The 23,254-nt window shown below is 53.2% G+C and carries 18 protein-coding genes; 12 read left to right on the top strand and 6 right to left on the bottom strand.

Annotation, left to right across the window (positions count from 1 at the left end; genetic code table 11):
• Positions 1–30: 30 nt before the first annotated feature.
• Complete coding sequence (locus EVX52_RS00485; RefSeq protein WP_129990385.1) at positions 31–2,463, bottom strand: formate C-acetyltransferase/glycerol dehydratase family glycyl radical enzyme; 2,433 nt, start codon at positions 2,461–2,463, stop codon at positions 31–33.
• A 5-nt stretch (positions 2,464–2,468) separates the two neighbouring features.
• Positions 2,469–3,368, bottom strand: a complete 900-nt coding sequence (locus tag EVX52_RS00480) for a glycyl-radical enzyme activating protein (RefSeq protein WP_129951543.1) — start codon at positions 3,366–3,368, stop codon at positions 2,469–2,471.
• A gap of 145 nt (positions 3,369–3,513) precedes the next feature.
• Here EVX52_RS00480 and fsa point away from each other — a divergent pair, with 145 nt between their 5' ends.
• Together fsa and kdgT are read left to right on the top strand one after the other, a co-directional pair.
• A complete protein-coding gene (gene fsa / locus EVX52_RS00475; protein WP_129951542.1) occupies positions 3,514–4,179 on the top strand; it encodes a fructose-6-phosphate aldolase in 666 nt (221 codons plus the stop codon).
• Positions 4,180–4,437: 258 nt separating this feature from the next.
• Complete coding sequence (gene kdgT, locus EVX52_RS00470; RefSeq protein ID WP_129951541.1) at positions 4,438–5,436, top strand: 2-keto-3-deoxygluconate transporter; 999 nt, start codon at positions 4,438–4,440, stop codon at positions 5,434–5,436.
• A gap of 57 nt (positions 5,437–5,493) precedes the next feature.
• On the opposite strand, the gene lsrK is transcribed toward kdgT, so the two are convergent.
• Both lsrK and lsrR read right to left on the bottom strand, forming a co-directional pair.
• A complete protein-coding gene (gene lsrK / locus EVX52_RS00465) occupies positions 5,494–7,086 on the bottom strand; it encodes an autoinducer-2 kinase (protein WP_129990384.1) in 1,593 nt (530 codons plus the stop codon).
• 70 nt (positions 7,087–7,156) lie between these two features.
• Entirely contained in the window at positions 7,157–8,131 is a 975-nt protein-coding gene (gene lsrR / locus EVX52_RS00460) for a transcriptional regulator LsrR (RefSeq protein WP_129990383.1), read from the bottom strand.
• Between the two features lie 231 nt (positions 8,132–8,362).
• Between lsrR and lsrA the strand changes: the two genes are divergently transcribed.
• From lsrA to lsrG, 6 genes are read left to right on the top strand one after another with little or no spacing between them, the layout of a single operon-like run.
• A complete protein-coding gene (gene lsrA / locus EVX52_RS00455) occupies positions 8,363–9,925 on the top strand; it encodes an autoinducer 2 ABC transporter ATP-binding protein LsrA (protein ID WP_129990382.1) in 1,563 nt (520 codons plus the stop codon).
• Complete coding sequence (gene lsrC / locus EVX52_RS00450) at positions 9,919–10,995, top strand: autoinducer 2 ABC transporter permease LsrC (protein WP_129951537.1); 1,077 nt, start codon at positions 9,919–9,921, stop codon at positions 10,993–10,995. The genes lsrA and lsrC overlap by 7 nt, the downstream gene beginning before the upstream one ends.
• A complete protein-coding gene (gene lsrD, locus EVX52_RS00445) occupies positions 10,995–12,032 on the top strand; it encodes an autoinducer 2 ABC transporter permease LsrD (protein WP_129951536.1) in 1,038 nt (345 codons plus the stop codon). The genes lsrC and lsrD overlap by 1 nt, the downstream gene beginning before the upstream one ends.
• Before the next feature lie 13 nt (positions 12,033–12,045).
• Positions 12,046–13,062, top strand: coding sequence for an autoinducer 2 ABC transporter substrate-binding protein LsrB (gene lsrB, locus EVX52_RS00440; protein WP_129951535.1), 1,017 nt, complete (start codon positions 12,046–12,048; stop codon positions 13,060–13,062).
• 19 nt (positions 13,063–13,081) lie between these two features.
• On the top strand, positions 13,082–13,957 hold the full coding sequence (gene lsrF, locus EVX52_RS00435) for a 3-hydroxy-5-phosphonooxypentane-2,4-dione thiolase (RefSeq protein WP_129990381.1): 876 nt from the start codon (positions 13,082–13,084) through the stop codon (positions 13,955–13,957).
• A 3-nt stretch (positions 13,958–13,960) separates the two neighbouring features.
• Positions 13,961–14,251: a (4S)-4-hydroxy-5-phosphonooxypentane-2,3-dione isomerase gene (gene lsrG, locus EVX52_RS00430; protein WP_129990380.1), complete on the top strand. Its 291-nt coding sequence runs from the start codon at positions 13,961–13,963 to the stop codon at positions 14,249–14,251.
• A gap of 576 nt (positions 14,252–14,827) precedes the next feature.
• Here the strand turns inward: lsrG and xylB are convergent.
• The gene (gene xylB, locus EVX52_RS00425; RefSeq protein ID WP_129990379.1) at positions 14,828–16,279 is read right to left on the bottom strand and encodes a xylulokinase; all 1,452 of its coding nucleotides are present in this window, start codon (positions 16,277–16,279) and stop codon (positions 14,828–14,830) included.
• A gap of 91 nt (positions 16,280–16,370) precedes the next feature.
• Positions 16,371–17,690: a xylose isomerase gene (gene xylA / locus EVX52_RS00420; RefSeq protein WP_129951531.1), complete on the bottom strand. Its 1,320-nt coding sequence runs from the start codon at positions 17,688–17,690 to the stop codon at positions 16,371–16,373.
• A 382-nt stretch (positions 17,691–18,072) separates the two neighbouring features.
• On the opposite strand from xylA, the gene xylF reads away from it, so the two are divergent.
• The 4 genes from xylF (at position 18,073) to xylR (ending at position 23,233) form a co-directional block, all read left to right on the top strand.
• Positions 18,073–19,065 carry a D-xylose ABC transporter substrate-binding protein gene (xylF, locus tag EVX52_RS00415; protein WP_129952122.1) on the top strand — a complete coding sequence of 331 codons (993 nt, stop codon included), beginning with the start codon at positions 18,073–18,075 and terminating at the stop codon, positions 19,063–19,065.
• 65 nt (positions 19,066–19,130) lie between these two features.
• Entirely contained in the window at positions 19,131–20,672 is a 1,542-nt protein-coding gene (locus tag EVX52_RS00410; protein WP_129951530.1) for a xylose ABC transporter ATP-binding protein, read from the top strand.
• Positions 20,665–21,864: a xylose ABC transporter permease XylH gene (xylH, locus tag EVX52_RS00405; RefSeq protein ID WP_129990378.1), complete on the top strand. Its 1,200-nt coding sequence runs from the start codon at positions 20,665–20,667 to the stop codon at positions 21,862–21,864. Before EVX52_RS00410 ends, xylH begins: the two co-directional genes overlap by 8 nt.
• A gap of 181 nt (positions 21,865–22,045) precedes the next feature.
• Positions 22,046–23,233, top strand: a complete 1,188-nt coding sequence (gene xylR / locus EVX52_RS00400) for a D-xylose utilization transcriptional activator XylR (protein ID WP_129951528.1) — start codon at positions 22,046–22,048, stop codon at positions 23,231–23,233.
• Positions 23,234–23,254: the final 21 nt, after the last annotated feature.

Genomic DNA, 23,254 nt, shown 5'->3' with positions numbered 1-23,254 from the left:
CCCGGAGAAAGTAAAATTCAGATGCGAACTTTACAGTGAATGTTCAGTACGGGCGATAATATCATCCTGCGCCTCCGGGGATAAGGCCGTAAAGAATGCCGAGTACCCCGCAACACGTACCACAAGGTCGCGATAATTCTGCGGTTCCTCACGGGCTTTCAGCAATGTCTCGCGGGAAACAATGTTGTACTGAACATGCCAGCCACGATGTTCCTCAAAGAATGTCCGCAACATCAACATTAACGTCTCGCGATCGCTTTCATTTTCAAGTGATGCCGGATTCAGTTTCTGATTGAGCAGTACGCCGCCGAGAATAGCTGCTGTTGGCAATTTACCCAGAGAATTAAATACGGCCGTCGGCCCGAGATGATCGGTGCCGGATGCCGGGCTGGCCCCTTCCGCCAGCGGTGTGAAGGCCTTACGTCCGTCCGGTGTGGCCGTGGTGGCGGCACCAAACGGCACATTGGCAGAAATAGACGATGTACCCGCATAATACGTGCCACCGACCGGGCCGCGTCCGAAACGGGTATTGTGATAATTCGACAGTTCATCGATGTAGCACTGATACGCACGCACCAGCAGATTATCGACCTCATCATGATCGTTGCCATATTTCTCTGCACCGTTAATCAGCCGCTGACGCAGTCGTTCACCGTCCAGCCCCGCATAATCCGATGCCAGTGCGTGAGCCAGTTCCTGCTGGCCGATCACACCCTGATCGAATACCAGTTTTTTCACCGCCACCAGACTGTTACCCAGATTGGCGATCCCGACCTGCAAACCGGAAACCCAGTCGTATTTTGCGCCGCCTTGCTTGATGGTCTTCCCGCGTTCGATACAGTCATCGACCAGTGCCGAACACAGAATATCCTGCGCATTTTCTTCCAGAATGGTATCTACCACACACTCAATTTCGATGGATTTGCGGGTGTAATAGCGGATCTGCTGGTCCCATTGTGCAAACACCTGTTCGAAATTATCAAAATTCCCTTGTGACAAACCACGCTCCTGCGGCAGGAAACGGGTATGGCTCCTGGCATCGTACCCCTGTTCCAGTGCGGCAAGCATGACGCGGGCAAAATTGATAAAACTCATGCCGGTACAGCGATAGCCCCATTTGCCACCGACCGCCGTTTCGATACAGCCGATGGCAGCATAGTCATAGGCATCCTGTTTTTCGACCCCCAGTTTGATGAATTCAGGAATAACAATTTCGTCGTTATTAAAGGCAGGCATGCCGAAACCACAGCGGATCACCTGCACGCAGGCATCAAGGAAATCACTGCTCATTCCGGCGTGATAGCGCACGCTGAGATTGGGCTGAGTGGACCGCAATTGTCCGCAGGATTCTAAAATGGCATATGACAGCGGATTTACAGCATCGCAGGCGACATCATTATGTAAAGTCTGTCCGCCGATGGTGACGTTCTGGTACAGCGGACTGCCCGCCGAGGCTTTGGAATGAGTACCGGAGCGGATCTTGTTGACTTCCAGCAATTTCAGCCAGCAGCTTTGCAGCAGCTCAATGCCCTGGTCATGCGCCAGCGTTTGTTCCAGTTCGACATCACGACGCCAGAACGGATAAAGATACTGATCCATACGACCGAATGACACTGAGTGGCCGTTGGATTCGATTTGTAAAATCAACTGGATGAAATAGCACAGTTGTAATGCCTGCCAGAAGTTTTGCGGTGGCTGGTGGGCAATGACGTCGCAGTTAGCCGCGATCGTCAGCAACTCGTTGCGGCGCGGCTCGCGGGTTTGTGTCGCAGCCATATCACGCGCCAGCCGGGCGAAACGCACGACGTGATCGCTGACAGCTGCCAGCGTGATATCAATGGCTTTCAGCAGTTGTTCTTTATGCAGGTCTTCCCAGTCAGTCAGTTTAATGCGGCTGCGACGCTCATCCACCTTACTGCGCAACCCGTCCAGACCCAGCTGCAGCAACAGCGGAAAATTCACCGCCAGGTGGGCATCGCCGGAGGTCATATTGCCTTCAGCTTTCACGATACCACTGTCGAGCAGGGCTTTCTGTTCATCAGTGAACATACCGTAGCAGCGGTCCTGTACGGTCTGGCCGCGCCACCACGGGTAGATTTCATGCAGGATTTTCTTATTGGCTTCACTGACTGCAAAACCCGCACCCGGCCGGTCAGCAAGCGCATCAATTTCACTTTCGATCCAGCCCACCGTGTATTCCGGGAAAATCGGCGCAGCGCGCACTTCGCTGGCCTGATTACCGACGATCAGCTCATCGTGTTTGATCCAGATAGTACGTTGACGCAAATGTTCGGCCAGTGCCAGTGCCCGGCGAATGGCAAGCGGTTTGTCAGCATGCTGTTGATAAACCTGCGTGTAGTGCTGTGCGCGCTCGGTACACACCGGTGGCTTCACGATGTGGATCAGCGCTTCTTTGTGAGAAAGAATACGGGCCGAAAGGGTGTTCAGATTCAGTTGGGTCATTTTTCTTATCCTCTTAACTGTGCACAAAGTCCTTTTTCTGTGGCGTATTCTTCGGCAAACGTCAGCAGGTCAGGGTCATTTAACGGCTGGCGCGGGGCCAGATAGGGTTGTCCCAGCAGGGCATATTTATTGATGCCCAGCGTGTGGTACGGCAAAAAATGGATAGCTTCGCAGCCGGTTTCATTGGCGGCAAAATCAACAATCTGGCGGATGGAAGCGCGATCAGCATTAAACTCAGGAATTAACGGTACGCGGACGATAAGCTTTTGCCCGGCGGCGGCCAGACGACGGAAATTATCTTTCACCCTTTTGGCGGAACCCCCGGTCAGGCGCCGGAAAGGTTCATCGGCAACATGCTTGAGATCGGCCAGCATTAAATCCAGCGCGCCCAGCGAGGGTTGAATGTAGTGCCACGGCACATGCAGACAGCTTTCCACGGCGGTATGCAGGCCTTCATGACGGCAACGTTGCAGCAGGTTCAGTGCAGTGTGTGGCTGCATAAACGGTTCGCCGCCGGAAAGCGTTACACCGCCGCCGGTGCGGGTATAAAAAGGCTTATCCCGCAGGATTTGCTGCATCAGGGCGTCAATATTCGCGTTATCTCCGCACACACTCAGCGCGCCGGAAGGGCAAACCTGTTCAATCTGACAGAGATCTTCTGCCTGGAATTGCGCCCTGCGAACCGTAATCCTGCCATTTACCACGCTGACCGCATGGGGAAAAGTCTTTGCGCAGTGCTGACAATCCGCACTGCACAAACGCGCGTCGTACAGCACGTCAGCCGTGGCGGAGCGGCTTTCCGGATTCTGGCACCAGGTACATTTCAGGGAACAACCTTTCAGAAAAACCACCGTGCGGATCCCTGGCCCATCGTGTGTGGAATAACGCTGTACATTGAAAATCATGTCGACGCTCCTTGGCGTTTAATGCTTCTTTCGTAATTTACTATCTTTCATTCGAAAGTGATTTTGACGATGATCAACAAACCGTCTGCTTCCAGGCGTACACTCACTGAACTTTGCATTCACTCACACGTTCAGGAAGGAAGTTATGGAGCTCTATCTCGATACTGCCAATGTCATCGCTGTAAAACGCTTATCGCGCATCCTGCCATTACAGGGTGTTACCACCAATCCGAGCATTGTGGCAAAAGAAGGAAAATCGCTGTGGGAAGTGCTGCCTGCACTGCGTGATGCCCTGGGCGGTAACGGTAAATTATTCGCGCAGGTGATGGCTGCTGATGCCGAACAAATGGTGGCAGAAGCGTTGTTACTGACACAACGGGTGTCCGGCTTAGTGGTGAAGGTGCCGGTGACCGGTGAAGGTCTGGCAGCTATCAAAAAGCTCAAGGGCATGAACGTTCCGACGTTGGGTACCGCGGTGTACGGGGCAGGTCAGGGGTTACTCTCGGCACTGGCCGGGGCGGAATACGTCGCGCCTTACGTGAACAGGCTTGATGCCCAGGGGGGTGACGGCATTGCCATGGTGAAAGATTTACAGACCTTACTGAGCCTGCACGCGCCGCAATCAAAAGTACTGGCCGCGAGTTTCAAAACGCCGCGTCAGGCCATAGAGTGTCTGCTGGCGGGCTGTCAGTCCATCACGTTGCCGGTTGATGTGGCTGAACAGCTATTCAGCACGCCAGCGGTGCAGGCTGCGGTGGAAAAGTTTGATGCTGACTGGCAGCAGGCTTTCGGCACTTCCTCGCTGAGCTGATATCTTGCGTGACACCCGGCCCGCACAGACCACTGCTGCGGGCTTTTTTGTTTTTGTGCGTTAAGAATTTTTGTACAAATAGTTCGAAAATGTGATTTCCCTCCGAAATCAAATATTGACGAAATAAATTTATAAAACTAGCGATCTAAAAAATAGAAACATCGTTTCAATTTATGAAGTGAATCACTTTTATCAGCCTGATAAATGGATAACGTAGCGGCATTCGGAGTCTGTTACTTTTTAAATCAGGTGAAAATTATGCACATTAAACGAGCGATAGAAAAAATCCCTGGCGGGATGATGTTGGTCCCTCTCTTTATCGGTGCCTTGTGTCATACCTTCGCGCCTGATTCCGGTAAATATTTTGGTTCCTTCACCAACGGACTGATGACCGGTACTGTACCGATTCTGGCGGTGTGGTTTTTCTGCATGGGTGCCTCCATCAAACTCAGCGCAACCGGTACGGTATTGCGTAAATCCGGCACACTGGTTGTCACTAAGATAGCGGTCGCCTGGATTGTTGCGGCAGTGGCATCACGGTTCATGCCGGAGAACGGTGTGGAATTTGGCTTCTTCGCCGGGCTTTCGGTGCTGGCGCTGGTTGCATCAATGGATATGACCAACGGTGGCCTGTATGCCTCGGTGATGCAACAATACGGCACAAAAGAAGAGGCGGGCGCGTTTGTGCTGATGTCTCTTGAATCCGGCCCGCTGATGACCATGGTGATCCTCGGCACTGCCGGTATCGCCTCTTTTGAACCGCACGTCTTCGTCGGCGCCGTGTTGCCATTTCTGGTCGGTTTCGGCTTAGGCAATCTCGACCCTGAACTGCGTGAATTCTTCAGCAAAGCAGTACAAACGCTGATCCCATTCTTCGCCTTCGCATTGGGTAATACCATCAACCTGACCGTTATCGCGCAAACCGGTCTGTTAGGCGTATTACTGGGCGTAGCCGTCATTGTCATTACGGGTATTCCGCTGATCCTCGCCGATAAATTCATCGGAGGCGGTGACGGAACAGCCGGTATTGCGGCCTCCAGTTCAGCCGGTGCCGCCGTGGCAACACCGGTGCTGATTGCCGAAATGGTGCCGCAGTTTAAACCGATTGCGCCGGCCGCCACTGCGCTGGTTGCCACATCAGTGATTGTCACTTCAGTTCTCGTGCCGATACTGACCGCGATGTGGTCGAGAAGAGTGAAAAACAAAGCCGTGAAAGGCAAAGTGGCGATGGATCCGCCGATGGCGAGTGTTAAATAACGCCAGATTTGGATTACTCCTCCCCTTCGCAGGGGAGGAAGCATTCCGAAACTATCTTTAAAGTCCTGGCGCTTTCCACATCGACGTCGTCAGTTGCCTGTCCACCAGTCCCAGTTGATCCGCATACACTTCCTGCCAGTTCGCTTTCTGCACCAGATATTTTGCATGATTGGCGACATCCGGTTGATATTCTCGCTCCCAGCGCACCAGTGATTCGCCGGTTTCAGCGAGGGACGAGTAGAGACCTGCTGCAACGCCTGCGGCAATTGCACAACCCAGTGCGGTGGCTTCTTTCACCACGGGCACATGGACCGGAACACCGGTAACATCACTTAAAATCTGACACCATAATTTTCCTTTTGAACCCCCGCCGGAAAACACCAGCGATCGGGCACGTACACCGGAAAACCGGGCGATCATATCCAGATTACAGGCCGAGACGATGGCGGCATTTTCTTCTAATGCACGGAAGAGTACCGGTTTATTGCACTTTTCCGGATCGATAGACAGATTGATGAATGACGGTGCCGCGTGATACCAGTTTTTGAAATGCATGGCATCGGAGAACACTGGCGTGACGCCCCAGGCACCGACAGGTACGCGGGCGGCCATGTCTTCCAGCAAGCTGTAAGCGTCTACGCCAAGACGGTGCGCCATGGTTTTCTCTTCGGTACAGAATGCGTCGCGGAACCAGCGCATGGTCAGGCCGGTGAAGAAACTGATGGATTCCGCCTGTGCCATGCCGGGAATGACGTGCGGATTAACGCGGATATTCATTTCGGGATCGGTGACCGCCTGAGGCAGGTTGACGATTTGCTGCCAGAACGTGCCGCCGAGAACGGCGGTCTGGCCGGGGTGCACCAGCCCGAGTCCCAGTGTGCCCAGTTGTGCGTCTCCGCCGCCCATGCCGACCGGCGTTCCGGTTGTCAGACCACAAGCGTCGGCCGCGCGGGCGGTGACATAACCAAGGCGCGTACCGGTTTCAGCCACCGGAGAAAGCATATCGGCGCGCAGACCGGCCATATCCAGCAGCTCAGGCCGCCAGTTGCGGGTGGCTAAATCCAGCATCCCGGTCGTGCCGGCATTTGACGGATCAACCGCCAGTTCGCCGCTGAGCATGTACGCCAGCCAGTCGCTGATCATGGTGATGGTGGCGGCCTGACGGTAAATGTCCGGGCGGTGATGTGCCAGCCACAGCAGACGCGGCATGGCGCTCAGCGCCAGAGTCTGACCGGAGCATTCATAGACTTCGCGTTCAAATTCGAAATCATGGATCTCTTTTAATTCGGAAACTTCACGGCTGGCGCGGGCATCCACATTGGCACAGGCCCAGAGGGGCTCACCGGATTTGTCGTACAGTACGATGCCTTCGCGCATGGAGCAGGCCGCCACGGCACGGATCGCAGAGGCAGGAAGATGCGCCTCCTGCAACGCCTGACGGATACACTGGCAGGCCAGTTGCCAGTTTTTTTGCAGATCAAACTCCATCGAACCGGGTACATCCGGCACCGCCAGATGGATCCATTCAGCCTGTCCGGCAGCAATCTGTTGGCCTTCGGAATTGAAAATCACCGCGCGGATGCTGCCGGTGCCCGCATCCAGCGCCATCAGGTAGCTGCGATCGTGATCAGAGTTTAGGGTAGAGGTCATCAGAATGTTCTCTCGTGCCAGTTTATCGGGCACCGTTTACCTGACCGCCACGCCCCTCACTCCCTGCGGGTCAGTCGAGCAGCGCCAGCATGGCTCTTGCTGTGCTCTCTTCAGTTACCAGTGCGTTAATTCGTTTGCCTTTCAGCGCCGCAACGATGGCTTCGGCTTTCTCGACACCACCTGCGACGCCTAACACCGTCGGAATGCTGGCCAGTTCGTCCGGCGCGACGGCAATCAGCTCATCGTGGATCGCCATGTTTTCTGCCAGCTCACCGTTGCGCTGCATGAAGAAACCGAGAATGTCGCCGACCGCGCCTTTTCGGCCAAATAATAGCTGCTCACCTTCGCTGATATAACCGGAGCGTAAAATGGTCGCCTCCTGTTTCTGGTTCAGCGAACCAATGCCGACGACCGCAATATCTGCCGCGCAGGCAGCCAGCATGACATCGTGGACATTACGTTCCTGACGAAAAATGGCCGCCACGCTGGCTGATGATGCGCGCAGCGGCGCAGGAATAATGCTCACACCGCACGCCGCGTCAAGCTGACCAATTCCGGTCATATAAGGCCCGACGCCGCCGGAAAGCGTCACCATGCGAATTTGCTGCGAGGAGATGAACCCGCTCAGATGTTGCAGCGTGCTCATCGCCGTTTCACCAAAACCCACCGCCAGCAATTGCCCCGGCCTGAGCAATGCCATCAGCATGTGCGCTGCGCCAATCCCCAGCCTTGCACTCAACGCACCGTCGGCCAACTGGGGCAGCACACGGATCTGCTGTAAACCAAAGCGTTTGAGCAGTGTGTTTTCCAGCGATAAACACCCCTCAAAACGCGAGTTAATTTGTACGCGGATCACCCCTGACTGTCGGCCTTTTTCCAGCAGGCGTGACACTTTCAGCCGCGTCAAACCAAGCCGTTCACCAATTTCATTCTGGGTCAGGCCGTCGTGGTAATAAAACCACGCGGTGCGCGCCAGCAGTTCCTCTTCACCCATGCTGAATTCCGGATGGTTAGTCAAATCGGAAAGCGTTGTCTTATCATTCATAGTGAACACTTATCAAAATGTAGATCAATTGTTCGTTAACGAAATGTTGTTAACTGTGATGTGTTTGGCAAAATTCAAATGATTACCGCCTGAATCATAACGCAGAGTATATGAGTTGAACAAACTGTGATCAGTACAAAAGTTTTCCCTGTCGCCTCGGTCTAGCTTTATGAACAATGTTAAATAACAAATACATTTGTTCACTAAATGTATCAAGCCAGAGGCCGGTGTATGCAGAGCAGCAAACAGTTATCAGCAGACCTGCAAACCACGGACCTGCTGTTGCAGGTCAGCGGTGTCAGTAAAAGCTTCTCCGGTGTGGCGGTGCTGAAAGACATCGATTTCAGCCTACTGTACGGAGAAGTCCACGCGCTGCTGGGCGGCAACGGGGCAGGTAAATCGACACTGATGAAAATTATTGCCGGTGTAGAAATGGCCGATTGCGGCACGTTACTGCTTGGCGGCGAACCTTTACTGGCGCTGTCACCGGCAAAAGCACATCAGGCAGGGATTTATCTGGTTCCGCAAGAGCCGATGCTGTTCCCCAGCCTGACCGTGCGCGAAAACATTCTTTTCCGTCTGCCTGCACATCAGGCAAGCGAAAAAAAATTGCAGCAGACGCTCACTGGGCTGGGCTGCAATTTACCGCTGGGTGCGCTGGCCGGAACCCTTGAAGTGGCCGATCAGCAACTGGTGGAAATTCTGCGCGGGCTGATGCGTGACGCGCGACTGTTGATCCTTGATGAACCGACCGCCTCGCTGACACCGGCAGAATCCGCCCGTTTATTCACCCAGGTCCGGCATCTCACCGGACAGGGTGTCGGCGTGGTGTTTATCTCGCACAAACTGCCTGAAATTCGTGCCATTGCGGACCGGGTCAGTGTGATGCGTGATGGCAAAATTGCGCTCAGCGGCAGGCTTGCCGAACTGGATAACGATGCGCTGATTCGTGCCATTACCCCGCATTCACAGGACACCGCGCTGCCGGCAGAACAAAAGCTGTGGCTGGATTTACCCGGCTCCCGGCGTGATAGGGCCGGCAGTGAGCCCGTCTTACAGGTACTAAACCTGACCGGCGAAGGGTTTATCAATATTTCATTCAGCGCCCGCGCAGGAGAAATCGTCGGGCTGGCAGGTGTGGTGGGCGCAGGACGTACGGAACTGGCCGAAACCCTGTATGGCCTGCGCGGGGCGCAAAGTGGTCAGGTTGTACTGATGCAACAAGACATCAGCGGAATGAACACATTACAGCGGCTGAAAAAGGGGCTGGTGTATCTGCCGGAAGACCGCCAGGCGTCCGGCCTCTATCTCGATGCACCATTAAGCTGGAACACCACCTCACTGACCTTCAACCGTCAGAGCTGGTGGCTGAATATCAAACGTGAAGCCGCCGTGCTGGAACGTTATCACCGTGCGCTGGGTATTAAATACCGCGACGGTGCACAAACCGCCCGCACACTTTCCGGCGGAAATCAGCAAAAACTGCTTATTGCTAAATGCCTGGAAGCACAACCTGCGGTGCTGATTGTCGATGAACCAACGCGCGGCGTGGATGTGTCAGCACGTGCTGACATTTACCAGCTGTTGCGCAGCGTGGTGCAACAGAACGTTGCAGTGATCCTGATTTCTTCTGATCTGGATGAAATCGAAGGGCTGGCGGATCGGGTATTCGTCATGCATCAGGGCGAAATGAGCGGCGAGTTGCAGGGCAGCGACATCAACGTCAGCAACATCATGCACATTGCGTTTGGTAATCATGCCAACACTCCCGCTACCGGAGGAACCTCATGCTGAAGCGGATACAAAACAACCGTGAACTGACGGCGCTGATAGCGATTATTGCGCTGTTTGCCTTGCTCGGTACGATGGACAGCCAGTCATTCAGCTTCCAGACGCTGGGCATGATTTTCGGCAGTGCGCAGATCCTGATGTTGCTGGCAATGGGGGCAACCGTCGTCATGCTGACCCGCAATATCGACGTTTCGGTCGGCTCCGTTACGGGGTTGTGCGCCGTAACGCTGGGCGTCCTGCTTAACGGCGGTATGAACCTGTCGCTGGCCTGTCTGCTCACACTCGGCACCGGTTTACTGGCCGGATTATTCAATGGTGTGCTGGTCGCGTGGCTGCGTATTCCGGCAATCGTTGCCACTCTCGGTACGCTGGGCTTATACCGCGGTCTGATGCTGCTGATGACCGGCGGTAAATGGATTGAAGGCTTACCCGCCGGGCTGAAATCTTTATCTGAACCGGTTTTCCTGAGTGTGTCTTCGCTCGGCTGGCTGGTCATTGTATTGCTGGCGGTGATGTTCTGGATACTCGGACGCACGACATTCGGGCGCAGCTTCTACGCTGTCGGTGACAATTTACAGGGTGCACGGCAGCTCGGCGTGGCGGTTAACCGTGTACGCATTCTTGCATTCGGCATTAACGGCATGATGGCTGCCATTGCCGGGATCGTATTCGCCTCGCAAATTGGTTTCGTGCCCAATCAGACCGGCAGCGGGCTGGAGATGAAAGCTATCGCAGCCTGTGTCCTTGGCGGCATCAGCCTGCTCGGTGGTACAGGTTCAATACTGGGTGCCGTACTCGGGGCGTATTTCCTCACACAAATCGACAGTGTGCTGGTGCTGTTACGTTTTCCGGCCTGGTGGAACGATTTCATCGCCGGTCTGGTGTTGCTGGCCGTACTGGTGTTCGACGGCAGATTGCGTCAGGCCTTGCAGAAAAACCTGCGCCGCCAGAAATACGCCCGTTTTCTTTCTGCCACTCAGCCGCCACCAAAGAAACCTTCTGAACGTAAATCACAGCCGCAAAAAAATCTCACGCGGCGGTTAAGTACCGGCAAAAAGAGCGGGGTGGTGTAATGAACAAACTGCAACAATATGGCTGGGAAGCGGCGCTGCTGGCGCTGTTGATCGTGGAAATTTTACTGTTCGGTGTCGCCAATCCGCGCATGCTGGATGCCAGTACGCTGCTGTTCAGCACCAGCGATTTCATCACCATCGGCATCGTGGCGTTGCCGCTGACGCTGGTGATTGTCAGCGGCGGCATAGACATTTCGTTCGGTTCAACCATCGGTCTGTGCGCCATCGCGCTCGGCGTATTATTTCAGGCACACGTACCGCTGGTACTGGCGATACCCCTTACGCTGGCGCTCGGCGCTGCCTGCGGTTTACTGAATGCAGCACTGATCCTTTATACCGGCGTTAATCCGCTGGTTATTACGCTCGGCACACTTTATCTGTTCGGCGGCAGCGCCTTGCTGCTTTCCGGACTGGCGGGCGCAACGGGTTTTGAAGGCATCGGTAATTTTCCGGATACCTTTACCAATTTCGCCAATCTGGTGGTCATCGGCGTGCCGGTGCCACTGCTGATTTTCCTGGCCGCCACACTTTTATTCTGGCTATTGATGCACCGCAGTCGCACCGGCCGCAACGTGTTTCTTATCGGTCAGAATTCGCGTGTGGCGCGTTATGGCGCGCTGCCGGTCAGTCGCACAGTTTTCGCGTTATACGGCATGACCGGGCTGGCATCTGCTGTGGCCGCCATTCTGATGACTTCATACTTCGGCTCAGCCCGTTCTGATCTCGGCAATGCTTTGCTGATGCCGGCGATTACCGCTGTGGTGCTCGGCGGCGCCAATATCTACGGCGGTTCAGGTTCTATTCTCGGCACGGCGCTGGCGACGCTGCTGATCGGCTATCTCCAGCAGGGGTTGCAGATGGTTGGCGTATCGAGCCAGGTCTCAAGCGCACTTTCGGGGGCACTGCTGATCCTGGTGGTTATTGGCCGTTCTGCCAGTCTCAATCGTGATCTTATCCGCAGTGTATTCCAGCGTTATCGCCAGCGCGGGTCTGCGTCTTCTTCTTCCTTGACGTCGAAACCATCTATTTCTCAATAAGCCGGGGTGAATAATGAAATCCAATTGTTTGAAAACCTTATTAATTGCCAGTGCTGTAAGCCTGGCCTGCCTCAATGCGCAGGCGGCTGAACGCATCGCGTTTATTCCAAAACTGGTGGGCGTCGGTTATTTCACCAGTGGGGGTAACGGCGCAATGGCCGCCGGTAAAGCGTTGGGGGCAGACGTGACCTATGACGGGCCCACGGAACCGAGCGTGTCCGGTCAGGTGCAGATGATCAACAACTTCGTCAATCAGGGATATAACGCGATTGTGGTTGCTGCAGTGTCACCCGATGGTCTGTGCCCGGCGCTCAAACGTGCCATGCAACGTGGTGTGAAAGTGCTGACCTGGGATTCTGATACCAAACCGGAATGCCGCTCGATTTACATCAATCAGGGCACGCCGCAGCAACTTGGCTCGATGCTGGTGGATATGACCTCCAGTCAGGTGAAAAAAGAAAAGGCCAAGGTGGCATTTTTTTATTCCAGCCCGACGGTTACCGACCAGAACCAGTGGGTGAAAGAGGCAAAAACCAAAATCGCCAAAGAGCATCCGGGTTGGGAAATCGTCACCACACAATACGGCTATAACGACGCCACCAAATCGCTACAAACCGCCGAAGGTATCCTTAAATCCTACGGGGACCTTGACGCAATCATTGCGCCTGATGCCAACGCATTACCGGCAGCCGCGCAGGCGGCGGAAAATCTTAAACGGACGAACGTGACTATCGTCGGCTTCAGCACACCAAACGTTATGCGGCCGTATGTTGAACGCGGCACGGTGAAACAGTTTGGCCTGTGGGATGTGGTCAGTCAGGGCAAGATTTCGGTTTACGTTGCTGATCAGTTACTGAAAAAAGGCGAGCTTAACGTGGGCGACAAACTGGATGTGCCGGATGTCGGAGCGGTGGAAGTGGTACCGAACAGTGTGCAGGGCTACCAGTATGAGGCCAAAGGTAACGGCATCGTTTTACTGCCCGAACGCGTGGTCTTCACCAAAGACAACATTGGCAAATATGACTTCTGACGAGTAAGGAGAAAATGAAATGGCAGATCTGGACGATATCAGAGACGGTAAAAATTTCGGCATTGGCACGCCGCAGGACAATCACGCATTTTTCCTCAAAGGCAGCGGTCAGCTTGACTGGGGAATGCAATCGCGGCTGGCGCGGATTTTCAATCCTCATTCAGGCCGGACGGTTATGCTGGCATTTGATCATGGCTATTTTCAGGGGCCGACGACGGGTCTTGAACGTATCGACATTAATATTGCGCCTTTGTTTGCGCACACTGACGTACTGATGTGTACCCGTGGCGTGCTGCGCAGCGTGGTGCCTGCTGCGGTGAACAAACCCGTAGTGATGCGGGCTTCCGGCGGTAACTCTATCCTGACTGAACTCTCAAATGAAGCGGTGGCGGTAGCGATAGAAGATGCGCTGCGCCTGAATGTCGCAGCAATGGCGGCACAGGTATATATCGGCAGTGAATATGAACATCAGTCGATTAAAAACATCATCCAGCTGGTTGATCAGGGGATGCGTTATGGCATGCCGACCATGGCGGTGACCGGTGTGGGTAAAGATATGGCGCGTGATCAGCGTTACTTCTCGCTGGCAACCCGAATTGCTGCTGAAATGGGCGCGAACATTATCAAAACCTATTACGTCGATGAAGGTTTTGAGCGTGTGGCAGCGGGATGTCCGGTACCCATCGTGATTGCAGGCGGTAAAAAACTGCCGGAACGTGAGGCGCTGGAAATGTGTTATCAGGCTATTGATCAGGGCGCTTCCGGAGTGGATATGGGGCGCAACATCTTCCAGTCTGAATCGCCGGTCGCGATGCTAAAAGCGGTGAAGGCGGTGGTACATGAAAACGCCAGCGTGGTCCATGCCTACGAACTGTTCCTGAGCGAAAAGGGGTGAATCATGGAAGTGACACTGGTCGAAATTAACATTCACCCGGAAAAGGTGGATGAGTTCCTGGCGGTATTTCACGCTAATCATTTGGGCGCGGTGAAGGAACCGGGAAATCTCAGGTTTGATGTGCTGCAGGATGAGTCGGTACCGACACGATTCTTTATCTATGAAGCCTATCAGGATAACGAGGCTGTACTGGCGCACAAAAAAACAGCGCATTATCTGAAATGTGTCGAAGCGCTGGAGGGGATTATGTCGGAGCCGAGGAAGAAGACAACCTTCAAGGGGATTTACCCTTGAACTGTCATTTTTAACTGCAACTGCAAAACCGTGGGCGTCGGCCCACACCGACCAGAGACCCGGTAACGCGCGGGCCTCTGGACTCCGCGCTTTTTTCACTGCGCGCTATCGCTGGTATGAAGGACATATTCTGGTGCATCAGTGTGTGGCGCAAAATGTCATCGCTGCGCGATTCCCGAATTTCAGGCTTCGAGCCATAGGTCTCGAACCATTCATTCGGTGCCATTTTTGAGCACGCCAATCAACCTTTTAAAGGATGAAAAACAGTCTGCCGTTGATTTAAAGATCGTGCGGGCGATTCAGGAATCTTGCTGAACGGAGCGGCCTGGAGACCAGAGGCTCCAGGACCGAGAGAAGGCACCGCGCAGCGGCAAGATTTCCAGCCTGTCGCTGCGATACCTGAAACATAGCCGGCGCGCGGATCACGTGTTTGAAAAAGCGAGGGGAGTTCAGAGGGGAAAAGCTTTTCCCCTCTGGTCGGTTTCGGCACTGTGCTTCAGGTGACCGCTGCACTTGAGAAACCGAAATCTTCCCGATCAGGCCTTCATTGACATTGCCCTGATGGCCAATCCGCCATTACATCAATCCCTCAAGTCTCACATACAACTCCCTGAACACTTTCCTCCGTTCCGCATACGCAGTGTGCTTATCAGCATCCGGCTGATGCACTTGCTCAAGTGGCAGTTCCGGCAGGAACTGCTCCGGCGGTTTTCCTGGATTCATGGCGATTTGCGCTAAACGCGCTGCGCCAAGTGCGGGGCCGACGTCGCCACCCGTACGGTATTCCAGCGTTTTGCCGCTGATGTCTGCCAGCATCTGACGCCAGTACGGGCTGCGGGCACCGCCGCCAATGAGGGTGACGCTGTGCGGTACCAGGCCGGTTGCATGCAGCACATCCATGCCGTCAGCCAGCGCGAAACCGACACCTTCGAGAACAGCACGGGCGATATCCGCAGGGCCATGCTGATGTGTCAGACCGAACAAAACACCTTTGGCATTCGGGTTATTATATGGAGTCCGCTCGCCGGAGAGATACGGCAAAAACCATACAGGTGCATTTGCGCCCGAAGCCTTTTCAGCCAGATTGATCAGTTCGCCAACGGATGCGGAGCCAGTCAGTTTTGCGGCCCAATCCAGACATGAGGCGGCGCTAAGTATGACGGACATCAAATGCCAGGTATCCGGCAGCGCATGACAGAAACTGTGTACTGCCTGCTGCGGATTACTCAGGAAACCGTCGCTGACGGCGAAATATACACCGGATGTGCCGAGGGAAAGCATAGCTTGTCCGGTTTTGTATAATCCGACACCAACGGCACCCGCCGCATTATCACCACCACCGGCAATCACGGGCACGGAATCCATATTCCAGCGTGAGGCGATTTCAGGCAGCAGATGCCCGGTAATCTGGTTGCCTTCGAAAAGAGCGGGCATCTGTTCGCGGGTCAGGCCGGTTGCAGTAAGTAATGCGTCGCTCCAGTCGCGCCTGGCAACATCCAGCCACATCGTGCCAGCGGCATCTGACATATCGCTGGCGAAAACGCCGGTTATCAGCCAGCGCAGATAATCTTTTGGCAGCAAGACCTTGTTTATTTTAGCAAATACAGCCGGTTCGTTTTTACGCAACCAGAGCAGCTTAGGGGCAGTAAAACCAGGCATCATCAGGTTACCGGTGATCTGGCGGGACGTAGGGACTTCCGCCTCCAGTTGCTGACACTGGCTGAAACTGCGACCGTCGTTCCATAAAATGGCCGGACGTAAGACTTTTTGCTGTGCGTCCAGCAGAGTTGCGCCATGCATCTGACCGGTCAGGCCAATCGCTTTTACACCCCGCAGAGAGTGTTGTTGTGACAGTGCAGATACTGCGCGGTCCGTTGCATCCCACCAGTCGGCAGGATTTTGCTCAGACCACAACGGATGCGGGCGGGAAAGGGTTAACGCCTCACTGTGGCTGGCGACCACCCCACCTTCTTCGCTAAGCAAAATGACTTTGACGCCAGAGGTGCCCAGATCTAATCCGAGATACATAATTTTCCCTTATCTGTTGATCCGAACCTGTAACGTTTAACGCCCTGCAATTCCGCCTATAGCGGGCAGGGCGCCAACTTATTTTAACCGGTTAACCAAACAGGTAGCGGTTAACCAGATTTTCCAGACGCTCCTGCTGACCGCTCTGGTGCTGAGGAGCCAGCGCATTTTGTTGCGCATAGCTGCTCAGGGTTTCCAGTGACATTTTGCCTTGCAGGATCTGCTGACCTAATTCTGTGTTCCAGCCAGCGTAACGCTGGGCAACGTGCTTATCGAGTTCACGGCTTTCAATCATACGGGCTGCCACTTTCAGCGCCAGCGCCATGGTGTCCATTCCGCCGATATGGCCGTAGAACAGGTCATATTTATCGGTGCTTTGGCGACGAACTTTCGAGTCAAAATTCAGACCACCGGTAGTGAAACCGCCTGCTTTGATGATTTCATACATTACCAGTGCATTTTCTTCCACGCTGTTCGGGAACTGATCGGTATCCCAGCCACATTGCGGGTCGCCACGGTTAGCATCGACGGAACCGAAGATACCGAGAGCAATTGCGTTAGCAATTTCATGGTGGAATGAGTGACCGGCCAGCGTGGCATGATTGGCCTCGATATTCACTTTAATCTCTTTTTCCAGACCGAACTGTTTCAGGAAGCCATACACGGAAGCGACATCATAATCGTACTGATGTTTGGTCGGTTCCTGCGGTTTGGGTTCGATCAACAGCGTGCCCTGGAAACCAATTTTATGTTTATGCTCAACCACCATCTGCATGAAGCGACCCAGTTGTTCGCGTTCCTGACGAAGATCAGTGTTGAGCAGGGTTTCGTACCCTTCACGGCCACCCCACAGCACGTAATTTTCGCCGCCCAGTTGTTTGGTGGCGTTCATAGCGTGCACAACCTGTGCGGCGGCCCAGGTATAAATTTCTGGATTAGGATTGGTTGCTGCGCCTGCGCCGTAACGTGGATGGGTGAAGCAGTTAGCTGTACCCCACAATAATTTTACCCCGCTGGCTTCCTGTTTTTGCGCCAGTACATCGGTCATGATGGCAAAATTATTCACGTATTCTTTAATTGATGCGCCTTCCGGCGAGACGTCAACGTCATGGAAGCAATAATAAGGGACGTTCAGTTTCTGGAAAAATTCAAATGCAACATCCGCCTTGCGTTTAGCCAGTTCCAGCGCATCGCCCGCTTGCTGCCACGGGCGATCAAAGGCACCCACACCGAACATATCGTTGCCGTTCCAGCAGAATGTATGCCAGTAACAGGCGGCGAAACGCAGATGCTCAGCCATCGTTTTGCCGAGGATCACTTCTTCAGGGTTGTAATGACGGAATGCCAACGGGTTAGTGCTGTTAGCACCTTCGTAGCGGACTGCGTCGAGTTTGTCGAAATATGCGTGCATTGATAACTCCTTGAAAACGGGCCCAGCGGGACTGGGAGGCTGAGGCTCTATCTTCGGAGTTGACGTTTAATCTCACAATTACGTTATTTCACACTCAATTTAATAGAATTATTAAGTGTGCGGCAGATCGCATAAATAACCCTTTTTCTTGTCATTTTTTACCCGTTTTCCATGACGTCACGATAATAAAAGTACCTGGCTTGTGCGTATTACAATCAAACCATGATCACCATCATAGTTCCTAAAATAAACAAAAAATCGTAATGCAGTGATTAAAATCTGCAATTGCCGATTAATTACCCAGCGACAACAATCCTTGTGTCATTGCTGTACATACTTCTCTGTATCTGCCTCTACTTATTCTTATAAAAGGTCTGACATGATGAAAATGAATAAAGTAATTCTTTCTGCCTGTGCCGCATTAGTGCTTTTTAGCCAGTCAGGGTTAGCGAAAGAAATTAAAATTGGCATGGCTATTGATGACTTACGTTTAGAACGCTGGCAAAAAGACCGTGATATTTTTGTGGCTAAAGCCAAAACGCTGGGAGCGGATGTTTTTGTGCAATCCGCCAACGGCAATGAAGAAACACAAATGGCGCAGATTGAAAATATGATCAATCGCGGCGTTGATGTGCTGGTCATCATTCCGTACAACGGCGAAGTGCTCAGTAACGTGATTGCCGAAGCTAAACAGGAAGGCATCAAAGTGCTGGCGTATGACCGCATGATCAACAACGCGGATATTGATTTTTATATCTCTTTTGACAATGAAAAAGTCGGCGAACTCCAGGCACAAAGCCTGGTTCAGCGTGTACCGCAGGGAAATTATTTCCTGATGGGGGGCTCACCGGTGGATAACAATGCCAAGCTGTTCCGCGCTGGCCAGATGAAGGTGCTGAATCCGCTCATCAAAGACGGAAAGATTAAAATCGTGGGCGATCAGTGGGCTGACGGGTGGTTGCCGGAAAACGCCTTAAAAATTATGGAAAATGCCCTGACCGCTAACAACAATAAAATTGATGCGGTGGTGGCATCTAACGATGCAACAGCCGGGGGCGCAGTGCAGGCACTGTCAGCACAAGGGCTGGCAGGGAAAGTGGCTATTTCGGGGCAGGATGCCGACCTTGCTGCAATTAAACGAATCGAAGCCGGCACTCAAACCATGACCGTTTACAAGCCAATTACTAAACTGGCCAATGATGCTGCAGAAATTGCAGTGCAGTTAGGTAAAGGAGAAACCCCGAAATCAAATGCCACATTAAATAATGGTAAAAAAGAGGTGCCATCTTATTTATTGACACCGATTCAGGTGGATAAAAGTAATATTGAAAGCACCGTAGTGGCTGATGGATTCCACAAAAAGTCAGACCTTTAATTTTTCAATATTTTCTATGGAAACAACACCTCCTTGTGGAGGTGTTGTTTCTGCCGGGGGTGAAAATGCCAGAACAATATGAAAAATTACCGTTGCTGGATATGCGCAATATCACTAAGAGGTTTGGTGTGGTAAAAGCCGTTGATAATATTAGCCTGACGTTATCTGCGGGAGAAGTGTTATCACTGTGCGGTGAAAATGGGTCAGGTAAATCCACATTAATGAAAGTGTTGTGCGGTATTTATCCGCAAGGCACATTTGAAGGTGAAATTTATTTTTCAGGAGAACGGCTTACAGCGAAGGGTATCCGGGATACCGAGCAAAAAGGGATTGCGATTATTCATCAGGAACTCGCGCTGGTAAAACAACTGAGCGTACTGGAAAACATGTTTCTGGGAAATGAGTGGGGCAGTTACGGGATGCTCGATACCGATAAAATGTATTTGCGCTGCCAGCGCATGCTGGCGCAGGTCAAACTCAATATTGACCCGCATACACGGGTTGGTGAACTGGGCCTTGGGCAGCGGCAACTGGTTGAAATTGCCAAAGCGCTGAACAAGCAGGTCCGGTTGCTGGTGCTGGACGAACCGACGGCGTCTCTGACCGAAAGTGAAACGGCGATTTTGCTCGATATCATTCGTGACCTGCGTCATCACGATATCGCCTGCATTTACATTTCTCACAAACTCAACGAAGTCAAAGCCATTTCCGACAAACTGTGTGTGATCCGTGATGGGAGACATATCGCCACCTGCAATGCCGCAGGGACATCTGAGAAAGAAATTATCGCCATGATGGTGGGGCGCGAACTGACTGAACTCTTTCCGTCCCGTGAACGCCAGATCGGTGAAGAAATTTTACGGGTGGAAAATCTCACTGCCTGGCATCCGGTTAACCGGCATATCAAACGGGTGGATAACGCCGGTTTTACCCTGCGGCAGGGCGAGGTGCTGGGTGTCGCCGGGCTGGTGGGCGCCGGAAGAACAGAAATGATGGAATGTTTGTACGGTGTTTATCCCGGGCGCTGGTCGGGAGATATCTGGTTGCAAGGTTCAAAAGTGCAGATCACCGATTGCCGTGATGCGATGCGCCGCGGGCTGGCGATGGTGCCTGAAGACCGTAAACGTGACGGCATCGTGCCGGTGATGGCGGTTGGCAGCAACATTACGCTGGCGGCGTTAAGTCAGTTCAGCGGCGGCGGTGTTCTGCGCGAAGCCCAGGAACAGCACACTATCAGTGAGTCAGTGAAGCAACTCAAAATCAAAACATCTTCTCCCGAACTGGCGATCGGGCGGCTCAGTGGTGGCAATCAGCAAAAAGCCATTCTGGCGAGGTGTCTGCTGCTCAAACCTAAAATCCTCATTCTTGATGAACCGACGCGCGGGATCGACGTCGGGGCAAAACATGAAATTTACAAATTGATCGGCCAGCTCGCGGCGCAGGGAATGGCGATTATCGTCATTTCATCAGAGTTACCCGAAGTGCTGGGGCTCAGCGATCGGGTAGTAGTGATGCATCTCGGGCAGGTCAAAGCCTGTCTGGATAACAATAATTTAAGTCAGGAACAGGTCATGGAAGCCGCACTGAGGAGTGAATCTTATGTCTAAATTTCCACAGCCGGGAACCCCGTCTGCGTCAGCCCGTCCCGATGAGGCTGACGTGTTATTTTCGATACAGAAACTAAAAAGCATTAACCTGCAGGTATTCGTCATGCTGGCGGCCATTGCGGTGATTATTGTCTTTTTTAGCGTGACCACCGATGGCGCGTATATCAGTGCCCGTAACGTGTCTAACCTGCTGCGCCAGACGGCAATCACCGGCATTCTGGCTGTCGGTATGGTATTTGTCATTATCTCGGCGGAAATCGACCTGTCAGTCGGCTCCATGATGGGATTACTCGGTGGCGCGGCGGCAATTTTCGATGTCTGGCTCGGCTGGCCGTTGCCGCTCACTATTGTGGTGACACTGGCGCTCGGATTGTTACTGGGTGCCTGGAATGGCTGGTGGGTCGCGTATCGCAAGGTCCCCTCATTTATCGTAACCCTGGCCGGAATGCTGGCGTTTCGCGGCATTTTGATTGGTATCACCAGCGGCACCACGGTATCGCCGACAACCCCTGCCATGTCATTAATTGGTCAGAGTTATCTGCCTGATTCTTTCGGTTTTGGTATTGGCGCCATTGCGCTGGCCCTGTTCATTGGCTGGCAATGGCGCAGGCGCAAACAGCGGGCGGCACTGGGTTTGCCGCTGACAGCAGCAAAAAGTGATGTGACCCGTCAGGCTCTCACTGCGATTATTGCGCTGGGGGCTATTTACCTGCTCAATGATTATCGCGGTGTGCCGACGCCCGTGCTGATTCTGGTGGCGCTGATGCTGGGCGGCATGTTCATGGCCTCCCGTACTGCATTTGGTCGCCGTATTTATGCGATTGGCGGCAACATAGAAGCGGCACGGTTATCCGGCGTTAACGTGGAGCGCAGCAAACTGGCGGTGTTTGCGATCAACGGGCTGATGGTAGCGATTGCCGGTCTGATCCTCAGTTCGCGGTTGGGGGCTGGTTCGCCTTCGGCGGGCAATATCGCGGAACTGGATGCCATCGCGGCTTGTGTTATTGGCGGAACCAGCCTTGCAGGCGGTGTTGGCAGCGTGGCCGGTGCCGTTATGGGGGCTTTCATTATGGCCTCGCTGGATAACGGCATGAGCATGCTGGATGTGCCGACGTTCTGGCAATACATCGTCAAAGGCGCGATTTTACTGCTGGCGGTCTGGATGGATTCTGCGACCAAACGGCGCGCATAAAGTCAGCGAAGATCACCGTGATGGCGGACTGTCATTCAGGAAAACCTGAGGAGCCTCACAAATTCGCTATGCCAAATCTACGTAAGCCCTTGTGTTGTGCTATTGACCAACCCAATCAGCCTCATTCATTAGTGCAAATGAATGAGGCTTTAGTCTATTAGATCATCGGTGAGAAACAGGTATGTTTGAAAAACGTTATCGGATCACGTTGTTATTTAACGCCAATAAAGTCTATGACCGTCAGGTCGTCGAAGGCGTAGGTGAATACCTTCAGGCCTCACAAAGTGACTGGGATATCTTTATTGAGGAAGATTTCCGCTGTCGCATCGACAACATTAAAGACTGGCTAGGTGATGGCGTGATCGCCGATTTTGACGACCGTGAAATTGAAACGTTGCTCGAAGGTCTCAACGTGCCGATTGTCGGCGTGGGCGGTTCCTATCATCAGGAAGAAGATTATCCGCCGGTACATTATATCGCTACCGACAACTACGCACTGGTTGAAGCGGCCTTTATGCACCTGAAAGAAAAGGGGATTAACCGTTTTGCATTTTACGGTCTGCCTGATGCAGGGGGAAAGCGCTGGGCGCAGGAACGCGAGCATGCGTTCAGAAAGCTGGTGTCTGCCGAGCAGTATCAGGGCGTAGTCTATCAGGGCATGGAAACCGCACCGGAAAATTGGCAGCACGCCCAGAACCGGCTGGCGGATTGGATCCAGACACTGCCACAGCAAACCGGCATTATTGCTGTCACCGACGCCCGGGCGCGGCATCTGTTACAGGTATGCGAGCATCTGAATATTCCTGTGCCAGAAAAGCTTTGCGTCATTGGTATCGATAATGAGGAACTGACGCGCTACCTGTCGCGTGTCGCGTTGTCATCCGTAGTACAGGGCACGCGTCAGATGGGCTATCGCGCCGCGAAACTTTTGCATCAGTTGTTGGATCAGCGCGAATTGCCGTTACAGCGTATTCTGGTGCCGCCGGTGAAGGTAGTAGAGCGTCGTTCAACGGATTTCCGATCACTGCGTGACCCTGCCGTCATTCAGGCTATGCATTACATCCGTTATCACGCCTGCAAAGGGATTAAAGTTGAGCAGGTGCTGGATGCCATTGGCATGTCGCGATCTAACCTTGAGAAACGTTTTAAAGATGAAACCGGGCAAACGATTCACGGAGTGATCCACGAAGAAAAACTCGATCGTGCCCGCAATCTGCTGGCCGCCACCTCGATTTCCATCAATGAGATCTCGCAAATGTGCGGTTATCCCTCGCTGCAATATTTCTATTCAGTATTTAAAAAAGGCTATGAAATGACGCCTAAAGAATACCGTAGCATTCATGGCGAAAGTGTTTATCAGGACGTTTAGGCACCGCATAAAAAAGCCCCG

It is taken from the genome of Rahnella sp. CFA14(1/10) (assembly GCF_004195095.1).
GTDB classification, from domain to species: domain Bacteria; phylum Pseudomonadota; class Gammaproteobacteria; order Enterobacterales; family Enterobacteriaceae; genus Rahnella; species Rahnella perminowiae.
Note: the sequence above shows the minus strand (reverse complement) of the source record. Positions and strands in the feature narration are given on the sequence as shown.